Annotated in this window: 3 protein-coding genes; 1 reads left to right on the forward strand and 2 read right to left on the reverse strand. The window is 43.1% G+C overall.

What is annotated here, in order from left to right:
- Nucleotides 1-92: 92 nt before the first annotated feature.
- Together ACLI09_RS17935 and ACLI09_RS17940 are read right to left on the reverse strand one after the other, a co-directional pair.
- A complete protein-coding gene (locus tag ACLI09_RS17935) occupies nt 93-1,133 on the reverse strand; it encodes a PLP-dependent cysteine synthase family protein (RefSeq protein WP_411421020.1) in 1,041 nt (346 codons plus the stop codon).
- Nucleotides 1,134-1,212: 79 nt separating this feature from the next.
- Complete coding sequence (locus ACLI09_RS17940; protein WP_411421022.1) at nt 1,213-3,270, reverse strand: S9 family peptidase; 2,058 nt, start codon at nt 3,268-3,270, stop codon at nt 1,213-1,215.
- A gap of 144 nt (nt 3,271-3,414) precedes the next feature.
- Here ACLI09_RS17940 and ACLI09_RS17945 point away from each other — a divergent pair, with 144 nt between their 5' ends.
- A complete protein-coding gene (locus ACLI09_RS17945; protein WP_411421021.1) occupies nt 3,415-3,729 on the forward strand; it encodes a YbaB/EbfC family nucleoid-associated protein in 315 nt (104 codons plus the stop codon).
- The last annotated feature ends 191 nt before the right edge of the window (nt 3,730-3,920 follow it).

Raw genomic sequence — 3,920 nt, forward strand, 5'->3', positions numbered from 1 at the left:
GATGGGTATAGTACGTAACAGTACGTAGGTGTCTTTATAAACAAAAACTCCGGCGGATGCCGGAGTTTTTATATCTCGAAAGTAAATCTGATTTACTTAATAAATTCAATTTTTTGTGTCGCCTCAAGGTTTACGCTGTCAAAAAAGCCCTGCTCATTCATCCATTCATCGCTAAATACTTTGCTCATGTAGCGTGAACCGTGGTCAGGGAAAATAAGTACAACGTTGCTGTTTTCGTCAAACTCGCCGGCTTCGTCATACTGGCGGGCGGCCTGTAGTGTGGCACCGCTGGTGTAGCCTACAAAAAGGCCTTCGGTCTTGGCGATATAGCGTGCCGCGTGGGCACTGTCTTCGTCAGACACTTTTATAAATTTATCAATAATATCAAAGTCGGTTGCTGTAGGGATAAGGTTTTTGCCAAGGCCCTCTATACGGTAGGGGTAAATCTCCTCGCTGTCAAACTCCCTTGTTTCATGGTATTTTTTAAGTACCGAACCAAAAGCATCCACACCCAGTATCCTGATGTTAGGGTTTTGCTCTTTTAAAAAACGCGCAGCGCCGCTTATGGTGCCCCCCGTGCCGCTGCATGCTAAAAGGTGGGTTATTTTTCCGCCGGTTTGCTCCCATATTTCGGGGCCGGTAGTTTTATAGTGGGCATCTACATTAAGGTCGTTAAAATACTGGTTGATGTATACAGAGCCCTTAGTTTCTTCATGCAGCCTTTTTGCAACACTGTAGTAAGAACGGGAGTCATCTGCACTTACATTAGCAGGGCATACATATACCTTTGCACCCATGGCGCGCAGCATATCTATTTTATCTTTAGACGATTTAGAGCTAACTGCCAGAACACATTCATATCCTTTAATAATGCTTACCATAGCGATACTAAAGCCTGTATTGCCCGAAGTAGTTTCGATAATGGTGTCTCCCGGTTTCAGGATACCTCTTCTCTCAGCCTCTTCTATAATATAAAGTGCAATCCTGTCTTTTGTAGAATGGCCCGGATTAAAAGCTTCTACCTTAGCATAAAAATTTCCTTTTAACCCTTCAGTAACTTTATTGATCTTGATAAGCGGTGTATTGCCTATCAATTCCAACACATTATTATAGGCGTTTATTTCTTCTTTCATAAAAAAAATAAGTTAGCAAGGTAAACTGTGTATTGTTTAGCAACCTCAAAACCCTGCAAATCTAACAAAAAAAATTTAATTAGTTTTTAATTCCTTCCAAATCTAATAAAAAACTATATTCCTTAGCTACTTCCTTAAGGGCTTCAAACCGCCCCGAAGCGCCGCCGTGGCCAGCTTCCATATTGGTATCCAGGTACAAGAGCTTATTTCCCGTAGCGGTAGCCCTTAGCTTTGCAACCCATTTTGCAGGTTCCCAATATTGTACCTGGCTGTCGTGAAGCCCTGTTGTAACAAGCAAATTAGGGTACATCTGGGCGGTTACGTTGTCATAAGGCGAATACGATTTCATATAATCGTAGTATTCCTTCTCGTTAGGGTTGCCCCACTCGTCATATTCGCCCGTGGTAAGCGGTATGGTATCGTCAAGCATGGTTGTTATTACATCTACAAACGGCACCTGTGCTATAACGCCGTTGTAGAGCTGCGGGGCCATATTAACCACAGCGCCCATAAGCAACCCTCCGGCAGAGCCGCCCTCGGCATATAAATGCTGTGGGGAAGTATACCCCTGCTCAATTACATATTCTGAGCAATCTATAAAATCAGTAAATGTGTTTTTCTTTTTAAGCAGCTTACCGTCTTCATACCATTTACGGCCCAGGTCTTCGCCGCCGCGAATATGGGCTATTGCAAAGATAAATCCCCTGTCGAGCAGGCTAAGCCTTATTGATGAGAAATACGGATCCATAGAGGCCCCATACGAGCCGTAGGCATACAACAGGAACGGGTTCTTGCCGTCTTTTACAATGCCTTTGCGGTACACTACCGAAATGGGCACCTTGGTACCATCTTTGGCCGTAGCCCAGATACGTTCCTCAATATAGTTGTTTTTATCAAATTTACCGCCCAAAACCTCCTGCTCCTTAAGTACGGTTTTTTCCTTCGTCTTCATATTAAAATCTATAACCGACGAAGGCGTAGCCATACTTTGGTAAGAATATCTAAGGATATGCGTGTCAAAATCAGGGTTGGTTGCCGTGCTTGCCGTATAGGTTTCTATACCAAAGGGCAGGTAGTACTCCTCCCCTTTCCACGGGCGGATGCGTATGGTGTTAAGGCCATTGCTGCGCTCGCTTATCACCAGGTAGTCCTTAAAAATATCAATATCTTCAAGCAGCACATCGGTGCGGTGCGGTATCAGGTCTTTCCAGTTCTCTTTTTCGGTTTTTCCTTCGGGGGTTACCATCAGCTTAAAGTTGGTCGCCTTATCTTTATTGGTAACAATATACCAGGTATCTCCATAGTGGCTTATGCCATATTCCAGCCCGCGCGTACGCTTCTGGAATATCTTAAACTCACCGTCCGGCTTTTTGGCGTCCAATATGCGGTACTCTGACGTTAGTGTGCTACCGCTGCCTATAACCAGGTATTTTTTAGATTTTTCCTTATAAATGAACGTGTTATAGGTATCGTCTTTTTCGTGGTAAATGAGCACGTCATCTTTTACATCGGCACCCAGCCTGTGCTTGTAAATTTTATCAGAACGCAGCGTTACCTCGTCTTTACGGGTGTAGAAAAGCGTTTTATTATCGCCGGCCCAGGTAGAGCCGCCCGTGGTGTTTTCAATTTTTATCGGGAGTATTTCGCCGGTTTTAAGGTTCTTAACCTGTATGGTGTACTGCCTGCGCGAAACCGTATCTACACCAAAAGCCGCCCAAGCATTATCCTCGCTGATGCTAAGCCCCGAAAGGTTAAAGTAGCTGTGTCCTTCTGCCATTTTATTACAGTCGAACAATATTTCTTCAGGCGCCTCCAGCGTGCCTTTCTTGCGGGAATATATGGGGTAATCCTTGCCTTTTTCGTAGCGCGTTATGTACCAGTAGCCGTTGTATTTGTAGGGTACCGAAGCGTCGTCCTCCTTTATACGCGCTTTCATTTCCAGGAAAAGATCGTCCCTGAATTTGGCCGTATGCGCGGTAGACTCTTTATAAAATTCGTTTTCTTTAGTAAGGTAGGCTATCACTTCGGGGTTTTCCCTGTCGTTTAGCCAGTAGTAGTTATCGGTGCGCACGTCACCATGCTTTTCCAGCTTGTGCGGCTTTATGGCGGCTACAGGCGGGTTTAGTGTTTCGGTCATTTTATTCTTGCTTGTTTGAGCATTTCCTGCAAAAGTAAGGCAAACACAAATTATACCTATGTGTTTTTTCATTCTTTTATTAATTGGTATATTTTTAAGCCAATTTAATACATTTGTAAATATAATAATATAAAATTTAAAACAATGTTTGGAGATTTAATGGGCATGATGGGTAAACTGCAGGAAACCCAGCAAAAAATTGAAGAAACTAAGAAGAGGCTTGATACGGTACTTATTGACGAGCAGAGTACTGACGGCCTGCTGAAGGTAACAATAACCGCAAACCGCACCGTAAAATCGATAGCGATAGACGACTCTTTACTGGAAGATAAAGACCAGCTGGAAGACTACCTGATACTGGTAATAAACAAGGCTGTAGCCAAAGCTACTGCCATAAATGAAGCCGAACTGGCCGCTGTAGCCAAGTTAGACATGCCCGGACTCGATATGTTTAAGTAGAGCTTGGTTTAGGTTATGACCATTATGGAACGCTCGATTGTGCATATGGACATTTACCGACACGACATTTTTAAAAAGATGTAAATTAAATGTACATAATGTATATTTTACCTGTTTATATACCAAAACAAAAGGCTGTACCACGGATTGTGATACAGCCTTTTGTTTTGGGAATCTTTAATTAATTATAG

Source organism: Flavobacterium sp. RHBU_24 (assembly GCF_046613695.1).
Classification (GTDB): Bacteria; Bacteroidota; Bacteroidia; order Flavobacteriales; family Flavobacteriaceae; genus Flavobacterium.

Excerpts from the sequence above, each read along its gene's own strand:
- ACLI09_RS17935 (WP_411421020.1), bottom strand. The coding sequence starts at position 1,133 with ATGAAAGAAGAAATAAACGCCTATAATAATGTGTTGGAATTGATAGGC.
- ACLI09_RS17940 (WP_411421022.1), bottom strand. The coding sequence starts at position 3,270 with ATGACCGAAACACTAAACCCGCCTGTAGCCGCCATAAAGCCGCACAAG.
- ACLI09_RS17945 (WP_411421021.1), top strand. The coding sequence starts at position 3,415 with ATGTTTGGAGATTTAATGGGCATGATGGGTAAACTGCAGGAAACCCAG.